The sequence below is a fragment of the Bacillus sp. PK3_68 genome, from assembly GCF_003600835.1.
Classification (GTDB): domain Bacteria; phylum Bacillota; class Bacilli; order Bacillales; family Domibacillaceae; genus Pseudobacillus.
The window spans coordinates 3520846-3542095 of the sequence record NZ_NQYC01000001.1; the positions used below are offsets into that span (position 1 = coordinate 3520846).

Consider the following 21250-nt stretch of genomic DNA (forward strand, 5'->3'; position numbering starts at 1 on the left):
AATTAATGTACGTCAACGGTACGTATAAGGTTTCAATAAACAGATGATTGCGAATATAAGAAGGTGAATTTACTTGTTATTTGTATTTTGATATAATTCTCGCAATTGAATGAAATAAATCCTTTGTATATGTTCAAGAATAAGGCTTGAACGTTTCTACCAGGCTGCCGTAAATAGCCTGACTACAAGGGGTAGCAACCTTACGTTTACTTAATTTGCTATCCCCTTGTCAGCCGGCAGCTTCCGTTTTAGACGGAAGTTTTTTTATTGAAATCCATATAGCGGGGGAGCACACAATGAAACATTTTTTTGCTTTTCAAGAACGGGGAACGACGTATAAGCAAGAAACATTAGCCGGTATTACAACTTTTTTGTCCATGGCTTATATTCTCGTCGTTAACCCGATCATTTTAAGTCAGTCCGGAATGGATAAGGGAGCTATTTTTACAGCTACTGCCTTATCAGCTATTATCGGTTCTTTATTAATTGGGCTATTGGCTAATTACCCGATTGGCATAGCACCGAGCATGGGATTAAACACATTTTTTACATTTTCAGTCTGCATTGGCATGGGAATTCCCTGGCAAACAGCATTGACAGGCGTGTTTATTTCAGGTGTTTTGTTCGTTATTTTAAGTTTGTTAAAAATCCGTGAAGCGATTATTAATGTTATCCCGGAGGACCTGAAGCATGCTATTGCTGGCGGTCTCGGATTTTTCGTTGCCTTTATCGGTTTGAAAAATGCTGGCATCATTATAGCAAATGAGGGCACGTTTATCGGTATTGGCGATTTGCATTCACCAGAAGTATTGCTGTCGATATTTGGTTTTATCATAACAGTAATTATGATGGTACGAGGCATCGGTGGAGCCATCTTCTATGGTATGGCCATTGCTACAGTTGTTGGCATGCTGATCGGGTTAATCCGTGTTCCTGGAGAAGTAATTGGAGCTATCCCAAGCCTGACTCCTACTTTTGGTGTTGTTTTCTCTAATTTGCACAGTATCTTTACACCGGAGATGCTTGCGGTTATTTTTACCTTCCTCTTTGTTGCTTTTTTTGATACAGCTGGGGCGCTTATTGCGATTGCCAGTCAAGCGGGACTAGTGAAGGACAATAAAATTCCAAACGCTGGGAAGGCATTGTTAGCTGACTCTTCCTCAACTGTTGTCGGCGCTGTTCTTGGAACCTCTACTACAGCGGCGATGGTCGAATCAAGCGCCGGCATTGCGGTAGGAGGGAGAACAGGTTTTACTTCTATCGTCATCTCTGCTTTATTTGCTGTTGCCTTATTCTTTTCTCCGCTGCTGTCCGTTATCACGGCAGAAGTAACAGCGCCGGCACTCATTATAGTGGGCTCTTTAATGGCAACACAGATCAAGAATATTCGTTGGGACCAGCCAGAGATTACTATTTCTGCCTTTGTGACGATTATTATGATGCCGCTCACTTCAAGTGTTGCTAGTGGGATTGCTCTTGGATTTATTCTTTATCCGATTACGATGATTGCGAAGGGACAGGCAAAAGAAATCCATCCACTGCTCTATGTTCTCTTTGTAGCTTTTCTTGCTTATTTTATATATTTGTAAAAGACTAAGCCTCTTTACCATTAGAATCTAATCAGGTAAAGAGGCTTAGTTTAATTCATTCGTTAAATTCTTTACATGCTCCGCTAGCTCATCGCATACGATTTGATAAGCTGCCCATTTCTCTGTGGAGTCATCATAATGTTCCGGGTTTGGGATATCCCAGCGAAGGACCTTCTTTTTAGGAGCAAGTGAAAGGTCAGGCTCCCGATCGTGCTTAAAATCATAGATGTTCACGATCAGATCAGCTTTTGTGATCAAGTGAGGCGCGACTAGTTTTAATTCTTTGTCTGTAATATCTATATTAACTTCTTTCATTGCCTCAATTAACAATTCATTTTCCGAGCTTTCGATAAAGGACGCGCTCACAAAGTTTAGTGAAGGATCGTCTAGCTTAGAGGCCCATCCTGCAGCCATGATGCTTAGGTCATTTGATGTAGAAAGAAATAATATGTTTTTGTTATCCATTATTCAAGCCCCTTTGCCGTCGTTTCTATTTCTTTTTTACCCCCTTTTTCTAAAAATATGCCTAAATGTCAAAAAAATTAGTAAGCGAGTAACCGAAAGATATAGGACTAATGGAATGTTTCGTTAAACGGTAATCTTTCTAATGATGTTTGGCATGCTCGATAGCTTGGAATAAAAGGTCAATGACATGTTCATCATCGTGTGAATAAAACAAGGTGGTGCCTTCACGCCGGTACTTAACAAGCCGCAAGTTTTTTAAAAAGCGGAGCTGATGTGAGACGGTGGATTGGAGCAGCGATAATCTTTCAGCAATATCATTTACCGAGTGTTCCCCAGTAAAAAGCAAGTTTAGAATTCGAAGCCTTGTAGGGTCTGATAAAGCTTTAAAGGTTTGTGACACAATAAATAAGGTTTCTTCATCTAATTCGATGTTCTTCTTTTTCATAGCTTTCCTCCAGAGGCAGTTTAATCTTATCGTATCAAATAACTAAAACAACTGTCATGAAGTAAAGCAAGTAAGCCGGCGTTTGAGTGTAAGGAAATTGAGGTAAATGTAATCATATTGAAAATTTTTGTATTTTTTGAAATTGTCAGTTATGATGGAATTTGTGACTGATTATTGAATTTGGGGAGGGAGAACGGGGATGAAACTTACTGGGAAAATTATTATTGCTTTAATTGCCGGTGCTGTAGTAGGGCTGCTACTCAATATATTCGCACCCAATGCCTACGATGTATTAGATCCTTATTTTTTTACTCCGCTTGGCCGCATTTTTCTTAACCTCATTAGCATGCTCGTCGTACCGATTGTATTCTTATCTATTATTCTGGGAGCTGCGGGTCTTGGAGATCCGAAAAAGTTAGGCAGGATTGGATTGAAAACGATTTCTTATTTTTTAATTACTACTACAATCGCTATTATTATCGGATTAATTATCGCCGGTGTAGTAGAGCCTGGTAAGGCGGGAGAGTTTGACGTAAAAAATGCAGAGTTTTCTGCTGAAAAAGCTCCTCCTGTCGGGGAAACTCTGTTGAATATCATTCCGAAAAATCCGCTTGAGGCCATGACACAAGGCAACATGCTGCAAATTATTACATTTGCTCTTTTTATTGGTCTGGCTTTAACGGCTTTAGGTGAAAAAACAAAGGGCCTGCTGAAATTAGTGGAGCAGGGCAATGATCTTATGATGTATCTTGTCAGCTTTGTGATGAAATTTGCTCCGTATGGTACTTTCGGATTGATTGCTTCGGCTATTGGAAGCCAGGGCTGGGACGCTATCCGGGCAATGGGCATTTATATGGTTTGTGTGCTTGCTGCCTTGTTTATTCATGGAGTTTTAACTTACGGCGGGACCATTTTATTTCTTGCCAGAAAAAGCCCTCTATGGTTTTTCAAAAACTTTGCCCCGGCAATGAGTGTCGCTTTCAGCACATCAAGCAGTAATGCCACACTTCCCATTTCCATGGAAGTAGCGCAAAACCGTTTGAATGTGCCAAAGTCCGTTAGTTCTTTTGTCCAGCCGCTCGGTGCAACCATCAACATGGACGGGACAGCGATTATGCAGGGGGTTGCAACACTATTTATTGCACAAGTATACAGTATTGATTTAACGGTGGGTGAACTGGCTACTGTAGTACTCACTGCTGTTTTAGCTAGTATTGGAACAGCAGGTGTGCCAGGTGTCGGTCTGATTATGCTTGCCATGGTGTTAAGCAGTGTTGGCTTGCCGGTAGAAGGGATTGGCTTGATTCTAGGAATCGACCGTATCCTGGATATGACACGGACAGCTGTCAATATTTCTGGGGATGCAGCTTGTGCAGTTTATGTAGCAGAAACGGAGAAAAAGAGAACCATTAAGGAACAGCGGGCAGGCGCCTAAAAAAGGGGACATAACAGGTATGTCAAAAAAGGGACATTTGCTTGTTTGGTGTTTTACATTTTTTTTTCTTATTGTATAATAGCGCTATTAACAGCTTGCAAAGCAAAAGGAGATAATTGTATATGAATCTCGGTTTTGGAGAAATAGCTCTTATTCTTATTGTTGCCTTATTGCTTTTTGGCCCTTCCAAACTTCCGCAGCTTGGTAAAGCAGCCGGACAGACGCTGCATGAATTTAAGCGTGGCATGAAAGGTATTATGGAAGATGAAGACGAAGAGAAAAAATTGAAATAAACAAACGATAAAAGCTGACGGTTTTTGACCGTTAGCTTTTTTTATCATTTTATCCTTAGCCACTGCAGTAAGCGGTGTAATTTTTTGAAGGAAAGTAAATAAGTTGCTTTTATTGCCAAAAAAGGAAGCAAAAAAGCGCTGTTTTGCTGATATTTAGCTGAAGATTGGCGATTTAGGGCCTATCAGGTATAATAAAGCTCTGGTTGTGTCTGAGAAGCTTATTGTTGGAGAAGATAAAGTAAGGGAGAGGGCACAATCAAATTGCACTCTTAGCTTAAAGGCAGAGAGGAATTTTGCTCATTCAGGAGGCAAGAAACAGAAGTATGAATGCGATTAGCAGATTTATCAAAAATTTGTGGAGAAAGTTTCATTTAACACAAATTATGATTTTAGTCATGGCGGTTATGATTTTAGGTGGCCTTGGATTTATCGTTTATTTTATGAAGTCAGCGGATGTGGAAACGTTAAAGAAGGGGTTGTCGCAATCAACTACTCTTTACGATATGAACGGAGATAAAGCGAGCAAGCTATCGGCTAACCGCTCAGATAGCGTGCCAATTGCCAAAATGCCAAAGTATTTACAGGATGCTGTTGTATCGATTGAAGATCACCGTTTTTATGAGCACAATGGCTTTGATTTAAAAGGGATGAGCCGGGCACTCGTTAAAAATACGTTTTCCGGAGGTGTCGTGCAAGGGGGAAGCACGATTACGCAGCAGTTGACTAAAAATGCCTTGTTATCACCGGAGCAAACGTATAAGCGGAAAGTAGAAGAATTATTCCTCGCTATTGAAATTGAAAAAGTTTACACCAAAAAAGAAATATTGGAAATGTATTTAAATACGATTTATTTTGGTAGCGGAGCATGGGGAGTTCAAAATGCATCGAAAAAGTATTTTGGAAAGGATGTCAACGAGCTAAAGCTTAGTGAGTCTGCTATGCTGGCAGGAATTATCAAAGCGCCATCTGTACTTGATCCCTATAAGAATATGGATAAGTCTATCGCCCGCAGAAATGTCGTGCTCAGTCAAATGGCGAAGTATGGTTACATTACAGATGAAGAAGCGGAAAGAGCCAAACAGGCGCGCCCAGATCTTGAGGATAGAAGCGGTGATCCGTTGAAAGGAAAGTATCCGTATTATACTGATTCAGTGATCAACGAAGCGATTAACCGCTTTGGCTTGACTCAGAATGATCTGTTAACCAAAGGATATAAAATTTATACTGCGATGGATCAGGAAGTACAATCTGGACTTGAGCAGGTATATAAAAAAGATTGGCTATTTCCTGACTCAGTCAATGGAGAGCCATCTCAAAGTGCAGCCGTCTTGCTTGATCCAAAGACAGGCGGAGTGATGGCGATCGTTGGAAAACGGGGAGAACACGTATTTAGAGGGTTCAACTATGCTACACAAATGCAATCTTCTCCAGGCTCGACATTAAAGCCGCTTGTTGTGTACACGCCTGCTCTTGAGGAAGGCTATGAGCCAACATCCATGCTGCCTGATGAACCGATGAAATTCGGAGACTATGAGCCAACCAACTATGGAGGCGTTTATCGGGGAGAAGTAACAATGAATAAAGCAGTGGAGAAATCCATTAACATACCTACTGTTTGGCTTCTTGATCAAATTGGATTGTCGAAGGGATTAAATGCACTGGAACGGTTCGGAATTCCGTTTGAAAAAAGCGATGAGAACTTATCGATTGCATTAGGCGGTATGACCAAAGGAGTAGCTCCTTTGCATATTGCTCAAGCGTATACAACCTTCCCAAATGGAGGAGTGCGCAAAGACAGTTTCTTTATTCAAAAGATTATTGGTCCGGAAGGCGAAATTAAACCAAAATGGACGCCGAAGGAAACAAAAGTGACGACAAAAGAAGTGGCGGATAACATCAATGCGATGCTTCTAAATGTGGTTAAGCATGGTTCTGGAAAGAAAGCGAGAGTGCCAGGAACTGAGCTGGCAGGTAAAACAGGATCTACTCAGGTGCCAATTAAAGGAGTAAGTGGGACGAAAGATCAGTGGTTTGTCGGCTATACACCGGATGTGGTAGGTACCGTATGGATTGGCATAGAAAAGGCAAGTGAAAGCAATCATCTTGCTACCAATAGCTCCGAGGGAGCGGTTCCTCTGTTCAAGGAAATTATGGAGGAAACCCTTCCAGAACTTGACGGCACTTCTTTTGATGTGGAATCCATTGAGGAAGAAAAGCCAAAGAAAAAAGAGAAAAACTGGTTTGATAAAGCGATAGATAAGTGGAATGAATTATTTTAATAAAGCTTCCCTGGAGCCGTTTATGATGGACTCTGGGGAAGTTTTTTATTTAGTATATTGAACGTCATGAAAAGAAAAAGGCTAAAAATGTTCAGAATAGGTATTACATTAGAAATAGACAAAAATCAATAAAAAAAATTACGAATTTTTTTTGAAAAAACAAAAAGCGATGATATCAGCCTTGTAAGCGATTGCATCTTCGGCGCGCTAGAAATTAATAGTTTTAATTGTCTAAAAATTTATTAAAAGGTGTTGACCTGCAAGAAAAAGCAGGATATGATTGACCACAACATAAACTTAATTTTCAGATTTGAATGATAAATAAGTAATGAAATATTGAGACGAAAAGCCGGCGTTTCTTTTGGCCTACAGTCTACTTTTAAAACAGATCACATTCATCTTAGCAACCTATGCAGCTAGAGAACACCTGGAGGGATACTATGCGCAGCGACATGATAAAGAAGGGGATTGATCGTGCCCCTCACCGAAGCTTGCTTTATGCAGCTGGAGTAAAAACAGAAGATCTTCATAAGCCTTTTATCGGGGTGTGTAATTCTTATATTGATATTATCCCGGGCCATGTACATTTAAACAAATTTGCGGAAGTCGTTAAAGAAGCGATTCGCGAAGCCGGAGGGGTTCCTTTCGAGTTTAATACGATTGGGGTAGACGACGGTATTGCCATGGGCCACATTGGAATGAGGTATTCACTGCCGAGCAGGGAGTTGATTGCTGACGCTGCCGAAACAGTTATTAACGCCCACTGGTTTGACGGAGTATTCTACATTCCTAACTGTGACAAAATTACTCCCGGCATGTTAATGGCAGCTGCCAGAACGAATGTCCCTTCTGTTTTTGTTTCCGGCGGACCCATGGAGGGCGGGAAGACAAGTACTGGAAAACATCTCTCTCTCGTTTCTGTTTTTGAGGGAGTCGGGGCTCACCGTTCAGGGAAGATGTCAGCCGAAGAGCTGCTTGAAATTGAAAACAATGCTTGTCCAACATGCGGGTCATGTTCAGGAATGTTCACAGCCAACTCGATGAACTCCTTAATGGAAATGCTCGGTATGACACCGCCAGGAAATGCGACAATCGTAGCTACCTCAACAGAGCGTCACAAATTAATTAAACAGGCTGCTCATCACTTAATGGATTTAATTAAAAATGATATTAAGCCAAGAGATATTATTACAAAAGAAGCCATTGATGATGCATTTGCGCTTGACATGGCGATGGGCGGTTCAACGAATACGGTTCTTCACACGCTTGCTATTGCCCACGAAGCAGAGATTGATTACGACTTGAAACGAATCAATGAAATTGCTAAAAAGGTGCCATACTTAGCTAAAATTAGTCCGGCCTCTGATTATACAATGCAGGATGTTCACGAGGCGGGAGGCATTAGCGCCATTATTAATGAACTTTGCCGCATCGATGCTTTAAATAAAGAACGTATCACGATTACAGGAAAATCTGTTTACGAGAATGTAAAAGATGCAGAAATTACGAATGAAGCAGTCATTCGCAGAAGCGATAATCCTTATAGCCCGGTTGGTGGACTATCCATCCTGTTCGGGAACCTAGCCCCGGACGGCGGAGTCATTAAAGTTGGAGCTGTTGATCCTTCCATTAAGACATTTATGGGAGAAGCGATTGTCTTCGACTCACAGGAAGAAGCTCAGGAAGGCATTGATAACGGCACAGTAAGAGAAGGACATGTCGTCGTCATTCGCTACGAAGGTCCTAAAGGAGGACCGGGAATGCCTGAAATGCTTGCTCCAACATCAGCCATCGCAGGCCGTGGTCTTGATAAAAAAGTAGCGTTAATAACAGATGGAAGATTTTCAGGAGCTTCCAGAGGAATCTCTATCGGCCATATTTCACCAGAGGCCGCTGAAGCAGGACCAATTGCCTTCGTTGAAAATGGAGATCAAATTATTATTGATTTACCAAATAGAACCATCAATGTAGTTTTAACAGAGGAAGAGCTGGCTGAAAGAAAGAGAAACTGGGTGCAGCCAGAGCCAAAAATTAAAAAAGGCTATTTAGCAAGATATTCAAAGCTGGTTACTTCTGCAAACACAGGCGGAGTTATGAAAATTTAATCACTAAAGCGTTGACGAGGAAAAAGTTGTAAGAAACGGTATTCACAGAGAGCCGGCGGGGCTGAGAGCCGGCATACCCCTTACAGCGACATCCCCTCTGAGTGCCGGTCTGAACGGGGACAATTAGGATCGGTCGAGTATCATTTACTCGTTATCAAAAAGGACAATTATTTTAAATTGTCCACGAGGTGACATTTGTGAAAATGTCATAAACCAGGGTGGTACCGTGAAAAGAAAAGTCTTTTCACCCCTGCGCTTAACAGATTAGTAGGCGTGAGGGTGTAAAGACTTTTCTTTTTGTTTTTTTACTTAAAGAGCCCAAAATCACTCTTGCGATTTAGGAAAACAACAATTTGGAGGGAAATTGCATGAATGCAAAAGTAAAAACAAAAGCCAAACCGTTGACTCAGGCCATGAGTGGAGCAGATCTCTTTATTGAAGCATTGAAGAAAGAAGAAGTCGAAGTTGTGTTTGGCTATCCGGGGGGAGCTGTCCTGCCACTATATGACGCCTTGTATAGAAACCCCATTCGGCACATCTTAGCGAGACATGAGCAGGCTGCTATTCATGCAGCTGAGGGCTATGCCAGAGTATCAGGAAAGCCCGGAGTCGTCATTGCTACTTCTGGACCAGGAGCAACGAACCTTGTGACAGGTATTACAGACGCCATGATGGATTCTCTTCCTCTTGTTGTCTTCACAGGACAGGTAGCAACAGGGGTCATTGGAACAGACGCTTTCCAGGAGGCGGATGTGATCGGAATCACTATGCCAATCACAAAACATAACTATCAAGTGCGTGACTTGAAAGAATTGCCAAGAATTGTTCGAGAAGCTTTTCATATTGCAACAACCGGCCGCCCTGGTCCCGTTTTAATCGATATTCCGAAAGATATAGCTACAACATTAGGCGAAACCCCTAAATTCGTAACGGAAGTTAATTTGCCAGGCTATCAGCCAAACACTGCGCCTAATATTTTACAGATTAAAAAGCTTGCAGATGCGATTGCTCAAGCGAAAAAGCCGCTTATTTTAGCTGGTGCAGGAGTCATTCATGCTCATGCTTCAGAACAGCTGCTTTCCCTTGCAGAAGAAATGAATATTCCGGTAGTTAATACCCTTCTCGGACTTGGTTCGTTTCCAGCAGATCACCCATTATTCTTAGGGATGGGTGGTATGCATGGAACATATGCAGCCAACATGGCGATGTATGAAGCAGACTTGCTGATCAACATAGGTGCCAGGTTCGACGATCGGTTAACCGGTAATTTACAGCACTTTGCGCCTGAAGCCATAGTAGCCCATATTGACATTGATCCAGCAGAAATCGGTAAAAACGTGGACACCCATATTCCAATCGTAGCCGATGCAAAAGAAGCTCTGGAGAAACTGCTTGAAACGGACTTAATTGCACCAGATGCCAATGAATGGAGATTGCAGCTGAAAGAATCCCAAAAAGAGTTTCCGCTTTGGCATTCTGAAGAGGGGGAAGGTATTTCTCCTCAGCAATTAACGAAAATGATTCATGAAATTACAAATGGCGAGGCGATTGTCACAACAGACGTTGGCCAGCATCAAATGTGGACTGCACAGTATTACGGGTTCAACCGTCCAAACCGCTGGGTGACATCAGGTGGTCTTGGAACAATGGGATTCGGCTTCCCGGCTGCCATTGGTGCGCAAATTGCCTGTCCGGAAGAAACGGTTGTTGCGATCGCCGGAGATGCTGGCTTCCAGATGACTTTACAAGAATTGGCTCTTGTTGCTGAGTTGAACTTGCCAGTCAAAATTATGGTATATAACAACCAGGCGCTAGGGATGGTTAGACAATGGCAGGAAGCCTTCTATGAAGAAAGATATTCGCAGTCTTTAATTCCATGCCAGCCAGACTTTGTAAAACTGGCTCAAGCTTATGGAATTAAGGGCTACTCTGTTACAACAGAAGAAGAAGCGGAAAGCGTATTAAATGAAACATTAAACAGCCGCGAGCCAGTCCTAATCGATTGCCGGATTAAACCGAAAGAGCTAGTATGCCCGATGATTGCACCAGGCAAAGGACTTCATGAGATGATTGGGGTGAAACCATGAAACGCACAGTTACTGTAACCGTACTTAACCAAAGCGGTGTATTGAATAGAATTACCGGGTTGTTTACAAAACGGCAATTCAATATTGAAAGCATCACAGTCGGGCCTACAGAAACAGAAGGCATTTCCAAAATGACATTTATCGTTCACGTAGAAGATGAACGGACAGCTGAGCAGGTGTTAAAGCAGCTGAATAAGCAAGTAGATGTTTTAAAGGTTTCTGATATCACTGATCAGGCCGTTGTATCAAGAGAACTCGCTTTAATTAAAGTTCTCACTACTCCGCAAACCCGGGCTGAGATCAATGTGATTATTGAACCTTTCCGAGCCACAATTATTGATGTGGCTAAGGATAGTGTAACCATCCAAGTTGTTGGAAACTTCGAAAAAATAGAAGCGATGATCGAATTGCTTCGCCCTTATGGCATCAAAGAGTTGTCGCGTACAGGCCAAACGGCTTTAACGCGTGGCTCACAAAAACAGGTAACAGATTTGAAGCAATATTCAATCTTAAAATAAACAAACAAAATTTTGGAGGATGATGAAAATGGCAAAAGTATATTATAACGGAGATATCAACGAGGCAGTTTTAGCAAATAAAAAGGTAGCAATCATTGGATATGGTTCACAAGGACATGCGCATGCACAAAACCTACGTGAAAGCGGCGTAGATGTAGTTGTTGGTTTAAGACCAGGAAAGTCTTGGGATCAAGCAGAAAAAGATGGATTTGATGTTAAATCAGTTCGCCAAGCAAGTGCAGAGGCAGATTTAATCATGATTCTTCTTCCGGATGAATACCAAACAGCTGTTTATAAAAATGAAATTGAGCCTGAATTGAATGCAGGAAAAGCATTGGCATTCGCTCATGGCTTCAACGTTCACTTCAATCAGATCGTTCCACCGGCAGACGTAGACGTATTCTTGGCTGCCCCTAAAGGACCTGGTCATTTAGTGCGCCGCACATACACAGAAGGAGCGGGTGTACCAGGATTAATCGCTATCTACCAGGATGTGACAGGTGAGGCGAAAGACATTGCTCTTGCTTATGCGAAAGGTATTGGTTCTGCTCGTGCAGGTGTATTGGAAACTACTTTCCAAGAGGAAACAGAAACGGATTTATTCGGTGAGCAAGCCGTTCTTTGTGGAGGTGTATCTGCTCTTGTCAAAGCTGGATTTGAAACATTAGTAGAAGCGGGATATCAGCCAGAGGTTGCCTACTTTGAGTGCTTGCATGAACTGAAATTAATCGTTGACTTAATGTACGAGGGCGGCCTTGAAGAAATGAGATATTCTATTTCTGATACAGCACAATGGGGCGACTTTGTATCAGGTCCACGCGTAATCACTGATGAAACGAAAGCTCGTATGGGAGAAGTGCTGAAAGATATCCAAACTGGTAAATTCGCAAAAGGCTGGCTGCTTGAAAACCAATTAAACCGTCCTGAATTTACAGCAATCAATGAACGTGAAAAACAACATCCAATTGAAGTAGTAGGAAGAGAACTTCGTGCGATGATGCCATTTGTAAAAAAACAATCCAAGAAGGAAGTGTCAGCCGGTGCGAAAGGTTGAGATCTTTGACACAACGTTAAGAGATGGGGAACAGACAGCTGGTGTTAACTTAAACACTCTTGAGAAGTTAGAGATTGCCAAGCAGCTGGAAAGACTTGGGGTCGATGTCATTGAAGCGGGCTTTCCAGCCGCTTCAAAAGGCGACCTTGAAGCGGTTAAGCTGATTGCGAATACTGTGAAAAATAGTTCAGTTACTGGCCTTGCCCGTGCTCATCAAAAAGATATTGATGCAGCCTGGGAAGCACTAAAAGAGTCAGCGGAACCACGCATTCATGTCTTTTTAGCTACTTCACCTATTCATCGCGAATATAAGTTAAAAATGTCAAAAGATGAAGTTGTTGAAAGAGCAGTAGCAGCCGTTAAGTATGCGAAAGCAAAGTTTCCAAAAGTGCAGTTTTCCGCTGAAGATGCCTGCCGTACAGAACCAGAATTTTTGGCTCGTGTAACAGAGGCTGCCATTGAAGCCGGTGCAACAATTATTAATATCCCGGATACCGTCGGCTATATCACACCAAAAGAAATTAAAGAACTATTTATGTACTTAAAAAGCCACGTATCCAACATCGATCAAGCTATTTTGTCTGCTCATTGTCATGATGATCTCGGCATGGCAACAGCAAACTCATTAGCAGCCATCGAAGGAGGAGCCGGTCAAGTTGAAGGCACCATCAATGGAATCGGTGAGCGTGCTGGTAACGTAGCGCTTGAAGAAGTGGCTGTTGCTCTTCATATCCGTAATGATTTTTACGGTGCGACTACCAACTTGAAGTTAAATGAAATTAAGCGTACGAGCAGCCTCGTATCCAAGTTAACAGGCATGATCGTTCCTGCCAATAAAGCGGTTATTGGCGACAACGCTTTTGCTCATGAATCAGGCATCCATCAGGATGGCGTATTGAAAGAAAAAACGACTTATGAAATTATCACACCAGAGCTAATCGGTGTGAAGTCCAATAAACTCGTTCTTGGCAAGCTTTCTGGTCGTCATGCCTTTAAGAATAAAGCAATCGACCTCGGCTTTGATTTAACAGAAGAAAGATTAAACGAAGCATTTCGAGCATTTAAAGATTTGGCAGACAAGAAGAAGGAAATCACGGATGAAGATCTCTTCTCCATTCTTGCTGATAAACAAACAGAAGCAGTCGATGTTAGTCATTACGAGTTGAATAGCATTCAAGTTCAATATGGCACAGAAAATATTCCAACAGCTACTATTTCTGCTACGCTTCCAAACGGCATGCAAGTGACAGAGGCGGCCACTGGTTCAGGAAGCGTTGAAGCGATTTATAATACGCTTGAACGTTTGCTGGATGAACCAGTTAAACTGCACGATTACAAAATTAATTCAGTCAGTGCTGGTCGTGATGCTCTTGCTGAAGTGTATGTGCGCATTAAGCATAAAGGCATTGAAACGAGTGGGCGAGGTACAGCACAAGACGTTCTCGAAGCTTCTGCACGGGCTTATCTAAATGCTGTTAATCGGGTATTGACGTTAGAAGCACAGCAGTCAGAAGTACAGAAAGTACACATTTGATGTAACGGAGGGGTTAACGTGAAAAAGAACATTGCAGTATTGCCTGGAGACGGAGTCGGCCGGGAAGTGGTGAAAGGGGCCACTGCCGTGTTAGAAGCAGTCGGTCAAAGATTTGGCCATGAATTTGAATTTGAATATGCGAACATTGGCGGTGCAGCCATCGATGAATCAAATAATCCTCTCCCAAATGAAACATTGGAGCTTTGTAAGCAAAGTGATGCCGTATTTTTGGGAGCGGTAGGAGGGCCAAAGTGGGATAACTTGCCTTCTCATATACGTCCGGAGCGTGGATTGCTCGCAATCCGCAAAGAGCTTGGTTTGTTCGCTAATCTTCGCCCGGTTATTGGCTTCCACAGCTTGCTGCACTCTTCACCACTCAAGCCCGAAATTGCAGAAAATGTGAACTTGATGATTGTACGTGAGCTGACTGGCGGATTATATTTTGGAAAGCCAAGCGAACGGCGCGGGACGAATCAAGATTCCGTTGTTGATACGCTGCAATATACAAGAGCAGAAATTGAGCGAATTGTAGACAAAGCGTTTGAGCTTGCTGTGATCCGCAACAAAAAACTTACTTCCGTCGACAAAGCGAATGTACTGGAATCAAGCCGGATGTGGCGTGAGATCGTTAATGAAAAAGCCGCTTTGTATCCGCAGGTAGAAGTAGAACATATGTATGTTGACGCTGCGGCGATGAAGTTGATCAGCCGTCCGAAAGATTTTGATGTGGTAGTAACGGAAAATTTATTTGGCGATATTTTAAGTGACGAAGCTTCTATGATCACTGGCTCACTTGGAATGCTGCCATCAGCGAGCTTGACGGAAGACGGCTTTGGCTTGTACGAGCCAGTTCATGGTTCGGCGCCTGATATTGCCGGCTTTAATAAAGCTAATCCAATGGCAATGATTCTTTCAGCAGCTTTAATGCTGAAGTACTCATTCAATTTGCGTGAAGAAGCAGAATCAATTGAGCAGGCAGTTCAAGAAGTATTGAATGCCGGTTACCGGACGCCTGACCTTCAAGCTGCTGGAAGCACAGTTGTGGGCACAGAACAAATGATTAAGATTATTGTTCAGCATGTAGAAGAAGGTTCAGCTATTTCTTCGATTATGGGCGCTTATATGTAATGTAAAAATCAATGGATGTTATCAAAGAGGATTCCGTTTTTTCCGCAAGGAGATTGGAATCCCTCTTTTTTCAAAAAGGTTCTGTTAACTAGTTGATGGGAGTGAAAACCAGCAACCAATTATAACAGATTCTTAAAAAAAGACAGTGGGGGGCTGTTTTATGGCACCAAAAACAATTATTGAAAAGATATGGGAACAGCATGTAGTACACCGAGAAGAGGGAAAACCGGATCTTTTATATATTGATCTTCACTTAGTGCACGAAGTTACCTCTCCGCAAGCATTTGAAGGCCTGCGTATGAATAACCGCAAAGTGCGTCGTCCGGACTTAACGTATGCTACGATGGATCATAATGTTCCGACGATTAACCGCCACATTATCAATGATCCAATTTCAAAAACACAAATGACTACTCTTGAGAAAAACTGTAAAGAGTTTGGGATTGAACTAGCCGATATTCATCATCCTGATCAAGGGATCGTCCATGTTATTGGGCCAGAACTTGGTTTAACACAACCGGGAAAAACGATTGTATGCGGCGATAGTCATACTTCTACACATGGTGCTTTCGGTGCTCTATCATTTGGTATCGGTACAAGTGAAGTAGAACATGTACTTGCTACGCAAACTCTTTGGCAATCCCGCCCTAAAACTTTACAAATTAAAGTAACAGGAAAGCTTGGTTTTGGAGTAACGGCAAAAGACTTAATCCTGGCTGTTATTGCAAAATACGGTGTGAATGCAGGGACAGGCTATATTATGGAATATACAGGCGAAGCGATTCGCAATTTGTCCATGGAAGAAAGAATGACTGTCTGCAACATGTCTATTGAAGCAGGAGCACGTGCTGGGTTGATTAGTCCAGACGAGAAAACGATTGAATACTTGCGGGGGCGCCGCTATGTTCCTCAAGGAGAAGCGTTTGAAAAAGCCGCAGAACGCTGGCTGGCACTCGCAACAGATGAGGGAGCAGAGTATGATGTAACGCTTGAAATTGCTGGAGAAGAGATTGAACCGCAAGTAACCTGGGGAACAAATCCTTCAATGGGTAGTGGCATTAGCGCTTCTGTGCCTCATCCTGAGCAGTTTGAACGCCAGGCAGATCGTGAATCAGTTGCCCGGGCATTAGATTATATGGGGCTTGAGGCTGGCACAAAGCTGGAGGATATTCCTGTAGATTACGTATTTATTGGTTCTTGTACAAACTCGAGGCTCAGTGATTTACGGGCAGCTGCCGAGGTAGCGAAAGGAAGAAAAGTTCAGGAAGGAATTACGGCTATTGTTGTCCCTGGATCGCAAACAGTGAAACAAGTCGCAGAAGCAGAAGGCTTAGATAAAATTTTTACCGAGGCGGGGTTTGAATGGCGCGAGTCAGGCTGTAGCATGTGTCTGGCGATGAATGATGATATCGTTCCGGCCGGCAAACGTTGTGCGTCTACCTCAAACCGCAACTTTGAGGGACGTCAGGGCAATGGTTCAAAAACACACTTAGTGAGCCCGTCGATGGCAGCAGCGGCAGCAGTCACTGGAAAGTTTACCGATGTGCGCAAATTAGCTAAAGTGCATCAATAAGGGGGAAGAAGAATGGAAGCAATCAATAAATTTAACGGCATTGTCTGCCCTCTCAACCGTGTAAATATTGATACGGATCAAATTATTCCAAAACAGTTTTTAAAGCGGATTGAACGGCAGGGCTTTGGCCAGTTCTTGTTTCATCATTGGCGTTTTGATGATGCAGGAAATAAAAGAGAAGACTTCATCATGAATCAAATGCAATATGAAAATGCAGAAATTCTAGTAGCAGGAGAGAACTTCGGCTGCGGCTCTTCCCGTGAACATGCTCCGTGGGCGCTTCTTGATTATGGTTTCCGAGTCGTTATTGCTCCTAGCTTCGCCGATATTTTCTATAATAACTGTGTGAAAAACGGTATTTTGGCGATTCGCCTCACTGAAGAGGAAGTAAGTGAAATTATGGAAAAGGCAAAAGAGCCAGGCTATCGCTTGTTCATCAATTTAAAAGAACAGGATATTACTGATCGCAAAGGATTTACAGCTGAGTTTAATATCGATCCTTACTGGAAGGAAATGCTATTAAACGGTTGGGATGAGATTGCTGTTACACTCAATCTTGATCATGAGATCAGCAACTATGAGAAAAAAATCGAAGGTGTTAGTTAACATTTCAAGAGAGACTGTGGCGTGCTGCAGTCTTTTTTTATATTTTACTCATTCATGGAATTTAAAGGAATGATTTGCTTATAAAGAGGGAAAAGTGATACAGGAGTATGAGATGAGGAGGTATGGAAGTGGAATTTAGAATAGAACGCGACACACTTGGTGAAATGAAGGTGCCATCTGATAAATATTGGGGAGCACAAACACAGCGCAGCAAAGAGAATTTCCCAATAGGAACTGAAAGAATGCCGATTGAAGTAACACATGCATTTGCCCAGCTGAAGAAAGCTGCCGCTATCGCTAATGGGCAGCTAGGAAAGCTACCTGACGAAAAAAAAGAAGCGATTGTCGATGCTTGTGATGAAATTATCCAGGGCAAGTGGGATACACATTTCCCGCTCGTTGTCTGGCAGACAGGAAGCGGCACACAGTCTAATATGAATGTGAACGAAGTAGTCGCCAGAAGAGGAAGTGAAATTGCTGGAAAAGAGCATTTCATCCATCCGAATGACGATGTGAATATGTCGCAAAGCTCTAATGATACATTCCCAACGGCTATGCACATCGCTGCTTACCATGAGACAGAGCAACACCTTAAGCCAGCGCTCAAACAGTTTAGGAAAACACTTGAGCAGAAAGAAAAGCAATATATGGATTTAATTAAAATAGGACGTACTCATTTACAAGACGCAACCCCGTTAACACTCGGTCAAGAAATCTCTGGCTGGCGTGCGATGATTGATCGCAGCATGGAAATGATTGAGCAGTCACAGCAGTACTTGCTTAACTTGGCAATTGGCGGTACAGCAGTAGGCACAGGGATCAATGCGGATCCTTCATTCGGCGGCAAAGTAGCTGAACAGCTTGAAAAGCAAATGGGATATCCATTCCAATCATCGCCAAATAAGTTTCACGCGCTTACGAGTCATGATGAGCTTGTTTATTTTCACGGAGCATTAAAGGCTCTGGCAGCCGATATGATGAAAATTGCCAATGATGTACGCTGGCTCGCAAGCGGTCCGCGCAGCGGCATTGGAGAGCTTACTATTCCGGCTAATGAACCGGGCAGCTCGATAATGCCAGGAAAAGTGAATCCGACACAGAGCGAGGCAATCACCATGGTAGCTGCCCAAATATTTGGCAATGATGCTACTATAGGGTTTGCTGCCAGCCAAGGGAATTTTGAGCTCAATGTTTTCAAACCAGTGATCATCTATAATACACTACAATCCATTCGGCTTCTTGCTGACGGTATTCAGTCGTTTGATCAACGATGTGCGTCTGGACTCGAAGCGAACAGGGAAGTGATTCAGCAGCTAATGGAACGGTCACTGATGTTAGTGACAGCCCTTAATCCGCATATTGGCTATGAAAAAGCTGCAGAGATTGCTAAGCTGGCACATAAAAAAGGATTAACCCTAAAAGAAGCGGCTATTGAAACAGGGTATTTAACGGCCGAGCAGTATGACGAATGGATTGATCCTGCTAAAATGGTCAATCTATAAAGAAGCAGAAGAGCCCCTGAGAATTCAGGGGCTCAAGCCAATTGTATGAAGTTGTAAAACTAACTTATCGTTGTTGGAAGCCGCTCATTTGTTGTTGAGCCATTGCTACAAGACGCTTTGTGATTTCTCCACCTACAGAACCGTTAGAACGAGATGTAGAATCTGCGCCAAGTTGTACGCCGAACTCAGAAGCGATTTCGAATTTCATTTGATCGATAGCTTGTTGAGCTCCTGCAACTAGAAGTTGGTTGTTATTGCTGTTGTTTGCCATGTTTTGTCATCTCCTGTTGTTTTTATTTTGGCTGGACCTCCTGGACTTGCACCAGTACGCATTACTGCGTCCAGACTATCTGGTTAGGTCCACCGGTTTGAAATGTTGCTGCTTGTAGTACTAGTATGTTTGGTTTTAAAAAGTTTATTCAAAAATATTATATGGGAATTTATACCTGTTTTATTTAGCGTTTGAAAGGTGTTTTCTGAATCAGTATGCTATACTGATGATACATATTTCATGTGAAATTAAATGGTATTAGATAGGAGAAAATGAGGTGCAGGGATCATGGAATACAACCGCGATATAAAAAATCGTCTCAGCCGAATTGAAGGACAAATAAGAGGCGTGATCAAAATGATGGAAGAAGATAAGCATTGCAAAGAAGTGGTTACTCAACTGTCGGCTATCCGCTCAGCTGTAGATCGTTCCATCGGATTGGTTGTTGCCAAAAACTTAGAAAGCTGTATTAGAGAAGCAAACGAGAATGGGCAAAATGCAGAAGAAGCGATTCAAGAAGCTGTTAATATGATCGTAAAAAGCAGATAAAGCTGTCCGAACGTGCCAGACTCCTAAACAGAATGACTGCAGGTGTCCGGCACGCGCAGGACAGCTTTTTAATGATTTTTATTCAGTTGGAGGTGTTTCTTCCGGAAAAGGTGCGGCTTCCTCAATATTGGCAGTAATCGCATCGTCTCTCATATGGACGGAGCCTCCAGATAGCCCCTCATTAATCATTCTGTCAATATCTACATCTGTTTGATCTTTTCCTTCAGGCTGCATATCAGGCAAAAAGAAAGGCCTTTGTGTTTTGGATCCACTGCTTACCCCCTCCTTTATCATAATATGTACGCAAAAGAAAGGGGGTATTCCGGCAATTTAAGTTAATTGTCGTATACATGATAAAGCATTAGATCATGTATTTGTTGTTCTAGTTGTTTGCGCTCAGTTTCTTCAGGGACCGTTGAAAGCCATTCAATCGTCCCATCTGGAAGATAATTTCCTAGCAGACGCTGTTTTTTGTGATAAAAAGAAAAGTTCCAGCCGGGCAGTTTTTTTTCTTTATAAAGCGGTTTATATTGAAAATGCAGCAACATGTTTTTCACCCCTTTCTTCATCATACTGCAGCTGAACAAGTACGACAATATTTGCTAATTTTTGCGAATTGCCATTATAATGAAAGAGCCGGCTTAGCTGGTGATGAATGAATGGCAGGTGAACAGCGCATGAATTTATTTACATTAATTGTTTTTATGGTTGTGATCGGAGCCGCGATTGGAGCAATCACGAATGCTATTGCTATCCGAATGCTTTTTCGCCCTTATGAAGCTAAATATATCGGCAAGTGGAAATTACCATTTACACCGGGATTAATCCCTAAACGAAGAGGGGAGCTTGCCCGCCAAATTGGCAAGACCGTAGAAGAGCATCTGCTTACACCAGAGAGTATCGAGCGCAAGTTAAATGAACCAGACTTTCGTCGAGATGTAACTGTTATGCTGCAGAAAGAGGTCAAGCCATTGCTTGCTGCTGACCAGACAGTGGCGGAAATTTTGGAGAAGCTTCATTTTAAGGAAGCTGAACAAAGAACCGAGCGCTGGATTGAGAGCTGGATAGACGATAAATATAACGGTATTAAGAATTTCTATCTTCACCAAACGGTTAGAGAATCATTGCCAGCAGAATGGCTCGACACTGCAGAAGAAAAAATCCCTGATATCTCCCGTTATATTTTAACGAAAGGCATTGATTATTTTTCTGGCTTTGAAGGAAAATGGCGAGTTAAAAGAATGACGGATGACTTTCTGGCTGAATGGGGAAAATTTGGCAGCATGCTGCAAATGATCTTAGGCAACACGTCGCTTGAGGACAAGATCCAGCCAGAAATAGTGAAATTTTTAAGCAGCCCAGGAACGAAAGACTTACTGAACACCCTGTTGTCAAAAGAGTGGGAGAAATTGCTTGACTGGAAATGGGAGGGCGTCTTTCAACAATTTCCTGATGAAAAAGCCCTGGCGAAAGGAAAGAGCTTTATTTTACGCCAGTTAGATGTGCCTTCTTTATTTCAAAAGCCAGTTGCAGCTTTTTTACAGCCTTTTGAAGAGAAGATCATAAGCGAAGTTATTCCTTCCCTCGTGGAAAAGGCAGGATCAATTGTTGCAACACGCATACCGGTCATTATGCAAAAACTACGGATCGGTGATATTGTTCGCGAGCAAGTGGAGACTTTTTCTCTTCAACGCCTTGAACAGCTCGTATTGGATATTGCCCGCAGTGAGTTAAAGATGATTACTCTCCTAGGAGGCGTGCTTGGAGGGGCCATCGGTCTAATTCAAGGACTTGTTGTTGGTTTGTTTTAGGAAAGT

At 42.5% G+C, this 21250-nt stretch carries 20 protein-coding genes, 1 riboswitch and 1 other annotated feature; of the genes, 15 read left to right on the forward strand and 5 right to left on the reverse strand.

Features of this window, described 5'->3' with window-relative positions; translation table 11 throughout:
* Window positions 1-103: 103 nt before the first annotated feature.
* Window positions 104-205, forward strand: a riboswitch (purine riboswitch).
* Between the two features lie 91 nt (window positions 206-296).
* Entirely contained in the window at window positions 297-1589 is a 1293-nt protein-coding gene (locus CJ483_RS17760) for an NCS2 family permease (RefSeq protein ID WP_120036418.1), read from the forward strand.
* A 45-nt stretch (window positions 1590-1634) separates the two neighbouring features.
* On the opposite strand, the gene CJ483_RS17765 is transcribed toward CJ483_RS17760, so the two are convergent.
* Complete coding sequence (locus CJ483_RS17765; protein WP_120036419.1) at window positions 1635-2054, reverse strand: low molecular weight phosphatase family protein; 420 nt, start codon at window positions 2052-2054, stop codon at window positions 1635-1637.
* Between the two features lie 139 nt (window positions 2055-2193).
* Entirely contained in the window at window positions 2194-2499 is a 306-nt protein-coding gene (locus CJ483_RS17770; RefSeq protein ID WP_120036420.1) for an ArsR/SmtB family transcription factor, read from the reverse strand.
* A gap of 199 nt (window positions 2500-2698) precedes the next feature.
* Between CJ483_RS17770 and CJ483_RS17775 the strand changes: the two genes are divergently transcribed.
* The 12 genes from CJ483_RS17775 (at window position 2699) to fumC (ending at window position 18613) form a co-directional block, all read left to right on the forward strand.
* The gene (locus CJ483_RS17775; protein ID WP_120036421.1) at window positions 2699-3934 is read left to right on the forward strand and encodes a dicarboxylate/amino acid:cation symporter; all 1236 of its coding nucleotides are present in this window, start codon (window positions 2699-2701) and stop codon (window positions 3932-3934) included.
* 122 nt (window positions 3935-4056) lie between these two features.
* Window positions 4057-4227 (forward strand): twin-arginine translocase TatA/TatE family subunit, encoded by a 171-nt coding sequence (tatA, locus tag CJ483_RS17780; RefSeq protein WP_120036422.1) that lies wholly within the window; start codon window positions 4057-4059, stop codon window positions 4225-4227.
* A 323-nt stretch (window positions 4228-4550) separates the two neighbouring features.
* Entirely contained in the window at window positions 4551-6506 is a 1956-nt protein-coding gene (locus CJ483_RS17785) for a transglycosylase domain-containing protein (RefSeq protein WP_120036423.1), read from the forward strand.
* Between the two features lie 440 nt (window positions 6507-6946).
* Entirely contained in the window at window positions 6947-8611 is a 1665-nt protein-coding gene (ilvD, locus tag CJ483_RS17790; protein WP_120036424.1) for a dihydroxy-acid dehydratase, read from the forward strand.
* Between the two features lie 2 nt (window positions 8612-8613).
* Window positions 8614-8866, forward strand: a binding site (T-box leader).
* Window positions 8867-8979: 113 nt separating this feature from the next.
* On the forward strand, window positions 8980-10698 hold the full coding sequence (ilvB, locus tag CJ483_RS17795) for an acetolactate synthase large subunit (protein ID WP_120036425.1): 1719 nt from the start codon (window positions 8980-8982) through the stop codon (window positions 10696-10698).
* Window positions 10695-11216 (forward strand): acetolactate synthase small subunit, encoded by a 522-nt coding sequence (ilvN, locus tag CJ483_RS17800; protein ID WP_120036426.1) that lies wholly within the window; start codon window positions 10695-10697, stop codon window positions 11214-11216. Before ilvB ends, ilvN begins: the two co-directional genes overlap by 4 nt.
* A 28-nt stretch (window positions 11217-11244) precedes the next feature.
* Window positions 11245-12270, forward strand: a complete 1026-nt coding sequence (gene ilvC / locus CJ483_RS17805; RefSeq protein ID WP_120036427.1) for a ketol-acid reductoisomerase — start codon at window positions 11245-11247, stop codon at window positions 12268-12270.
* Window positions 12257-13804, forward strand: a complete 1548-nt coding sequence (locus CJ483_RS17810) for a 2-isopropylmalate synthase (protein ID WP_120036428.1) — start codon at window positions 12257-12259, stop codon at window positions 13802-13804. Before ilvC ends, CJ483_RS17810 begins: the two co-directional genes overlap by 14 nt.
* Window positions 13805-13822: 18 nt before the next feature.
* The gene (leuB, locus tag CJ483_RS17815) at window positions 13823-14932 is read left to right on the forward strand and encodes a 3-isopropylmalate dehydrogenase (RefSeq protein ID WP_120036429.1); all 1110 of its coding nucleotides are present in this window, start codon (window positions 13823-13825) and stop codon (window positions 14930-14932) included.
* A gap of 160 nt (window positions 14933-15092) precedes the next feature.
* Window positions 15093-16505 carry a 3-isopropylmalate dehydratase large subunit gene (gene leuC / locus CJ483_RS17820; protein ID WP_120036430.1) on the forward strand — a complete coding sequence of 471 codons (1413 nt, stop codon included), beginning with the start codon at window positions 15093-15095 and terminating at the stop codon, window positions 16503-16505.
* 12 nt (window positions 16506-16517) lie between these two features.
* Window positions 16518-17111: a 3-isopropylmalate dehydratase small subunit gene (leuD, locus tag CJ483_RS17825; RefSeq protein ID WP_120036431.1), complete on the forward strand. Its 594-nt coding sequence runs from the start codon at window positions 16518-16520 to the stop codon at window positions 17109-17111.
* 128 nt (window positions 17112-17239) lie between these two features.
* On the forward strand, window positions 17240-18613 hold the full coding sequence (gene fumC, locus CJ483_RS17830) for a class II fumarate hydratase (RefSeq protein ID WP_120036432.1): 1374 nt from the start codon (window positions 17240-17242) through the stop codon (window positions 18611-18613).
* Window positions 18614-18677: 64 nt separating this feature from the next.
* Here the strand turns inward: fumC and CJ483_RS17835 are convergent, their stop codons facing one another.
* On the reverse strand, window positions 18678-18884 hold the full coding sequence (locus tag CJ483_RS17835) for an alpha/beta-type small acid-soluble spore protein (RefSeq protein ID WP_120036433.1): 207 nt from the start codon (window positions 18882-18884) through the stop codon (window positions 18678-18680).
* A gap of 288 nt (window positions 18885-19172) precedes the next feature.
* On the opposite strand from CJ483_RS17835, the gene CJ483_RS17840 reads away from it, so the two are divergent.
* Window positions 19173-19433: a metal-sensitive transcriptional regulator gene (locus CJ483_RS17840; protein WP_120036434.1), complete on the forward strand. Its 261-nt coding sequence runs from the start codon at window positions 19173-19175 to the stop codon at window positions 19431-19433.
* A 78-nt stretch (window positions 19434-19511) separates the two neighbouring features.
* On the opposite strand, the gene CJ483_RS17845 is transcribed toward CJ483_RS17840, so the two are convergent.
* Both CJ483_RS17845 and CJ483_RS17850 read right to left on the reverse strand, forming a co-directional pair.
* Window positions 19512-19727: a hypothetical protein gene (locus tag CJ483_RS17845; RefSeq protein WP_120036435.1), complete on the reverse strand. Its 216-nt coding sequence runs from the start codon at window positions 19725-19727 to the stop codon at window positions 19512-19514.
* Window positions 19728-19768: 41 nt separating this feature from the next.
* Window positions 19769-19981 carry a YheE family protein gene (locus CJ483_RS17850; RefSeq protein WP_120036436.1) on the reverse strand — a complete coding sequence of 71 codons (213 nt, stop codon included), beginning with the start codon at window positions 19979-19981 and terminating at the stop codon, window positions 19769-19771.
* A 111-nt stretch (window positions 19982-20092) separates the two neighbouring features.
* Here CJ483_RS17850 and CJ483_RS17855 point away from each other — a divergent pair, with 111 nt between their 5' ends.
* Window positions 20093-21244 carry a DUF445 domain-containing protein gene (locus CJ483_RS17855; protein ID WP_120036437.1) on the forward strand — a complete coding sequence of 384 codons (1152 nt, stop codon included), beginning with the start codon at window positions 20093-20095 and terminating at the stop codon, window positions 21242-21244.
* Window positions 21245-21250 lie beyond the last annotated feature (6 nt).